Source organism: Streptomyces niveiscabiei (assembly GCF_001419795.1).
Classification (GTDB): Bacteria; Actinomycetota; Actinomycetes; order Streptomycetales; family Streptomycetaceae; genus Streptomyces; species Streptomyces niveiscabiei.
Genome location: NZ_LIRL01001200.1, coordinates 1 through 1,553, shown reverse-complemented (window position 1 = coordinate 1,553; position 1,553 = coordinate 1). Strand labels below are relative to the sequence as shown.

Below are 1,553 nucleotides of genomic sequence, written 5' to 3'. Positions count from 1 at the left end.
GGCACCCGAACCGCCCCAGCCCTCCGGCAAAGACGACGACACCCCCTCAGGAGGCCCGCAGTGAACGACGCGCTCGACGTCACCCTGCGCCTGCTGATCGTCTTCGTCGTGTTCCTCACCTTCCCCCTCCTCGTGGGCCAGACGGAACACAAGGTCATGGCTCACATGCAGGGCCGCCTGGGCCCCATGTACGCGGGCGGCTTCCACGGCTGGGCCCAACTGGTGGCCGACGGAGTCAAGTTCGCGCAGAAGGAGGACGTCGTCCCGGCGGGCGCGGACCGCCGTGTCTTCCAGCTCGCCCCGGCCGTGGCCCTGCTCCCGTACCTCCTCGTCCTGCTCGCGATCCCGATCGGCCCCGGCGAGGGCGCGGTCGGCCAGGTCCTGGACGCCGGGATCTTCTTCGTCCTGGCCGTGATGGGCGTCGGCGTCCTCGGCTCCCTCATGGCCGGCTGGGCCAGCGCCAACAAGTTCTCCCTCCTCGGCGGCCTGCGCACCGCCGCCCAACTCCTCGCCTACGAACTCCCGATGCTCCTCGCCGCCGCCTCCGTCGCCATGGCGGCCGGCACGGTCTCCCTGCCCGGCATCCTCGACGCCTTCGAGTGGTGGTGGCTGCCCTGGCAACTCGTCGGCGCGATCGTCTTCTTCATCGCCGGCCTCGCCGAACTCCAGCGCCCGCCCTTCGACATGCCCGTCGCCGACTCGGAGATCATCTTCGGCGCCTACACCGAGTACACCGGCCTGCGCTTCGCCCTCTTCCTGCTCGCCGAGTACGCCGGCATCGTCGTCCTGTGCGGCCTCACCACCGTCCTCTTCCTGGGCGGCTGGCACGGCCCCTGGGGCGCCGACGGCCTCGGCTGGGTGTGGACCCTCCTGAAAACCGCCCTCCTCGCCTTCGTCGTGATCTGGCTGCGCGTCACCTATCCCCGCCTGCGCGAGGACCAGCTCCAGAAGCTCTCCTGGACCCTCCTCGTCCCCCTGTCCCTCGCCCAGATCGCCGTCACCGGCGTCGTCAAGGTGGTGATCTCCTAGTGCCTCCGATCCCCGGCTCCGGCCTGGCCAAAGGGCTGGCCGTCACCCTCCGCACGATGACCCGCCGGTCCGTCACCGAGCAGTACCCCGACGTCCAGCCCGACCTCCCGCCCCGCACCCGCGGCGTCATCGGCCTGTTCGAGGAGAACTGCACGGTCTGCATGCTCTGCGCCCGCGAGTGCCCCGACTGGTGCATCTACATCGACTCCCACAAGGAGACGATCCCCGCCGCCGCGCCCGGTGGCCGCGAGCGCAGCCGCAACGTCCTCGACCGTTTCGCCATCGACTTCTCCCTCTGCATGTACTGCGGTATCTGCATCGAGGTCTGCCCCTTCGACGCCCTGTTCTGGTCCCCCGAGTTCGAGTACGCCGAGACCGACATCCGCGACCTCACCCACGAGCGGGACAAACTCCGCGAGTGGATGTGGACGGTCCCCGCGCCGCCCCCGCTGGACCCCGGCGCGGAGGAACCGAAGGAACTGGCAGCGGCCCGCAAGGCGGCGGAGAAACCGACCGCCACCGAC

Annotated in this window: 2 protein-coding genes; both read left to right on the top strand. The window is 70.3% G+C overall.

Annotated features, from left to right (window positions below):
- The first annotated feature begins 60 nt into the window (after positions 1 to 60).
- The gene (locus AOK24_RS42020) at positions 61 to 1,029 is read left to right on the top strand and encodes a complex I subunit 1/NuoH family protein (protein WP_055725138.1); all 969 of its coding nucleotides are present in this window, start codon (positions 61 to 63) and stop codon (positions 1,027 to 1,029) included.
- On the top strand, positions 1,029 to 1,553 hold a 525-nt coding region (locus tag AOK24_RS42015), incomplete at its 3' end, for a NuoI/complex I 23 kDa subunit family protein (RefSeq protein ID WP_055725139.1). The genes AOK24_RS42020 and AOK24_RS42015, both read left to right, overlap by 1 nt.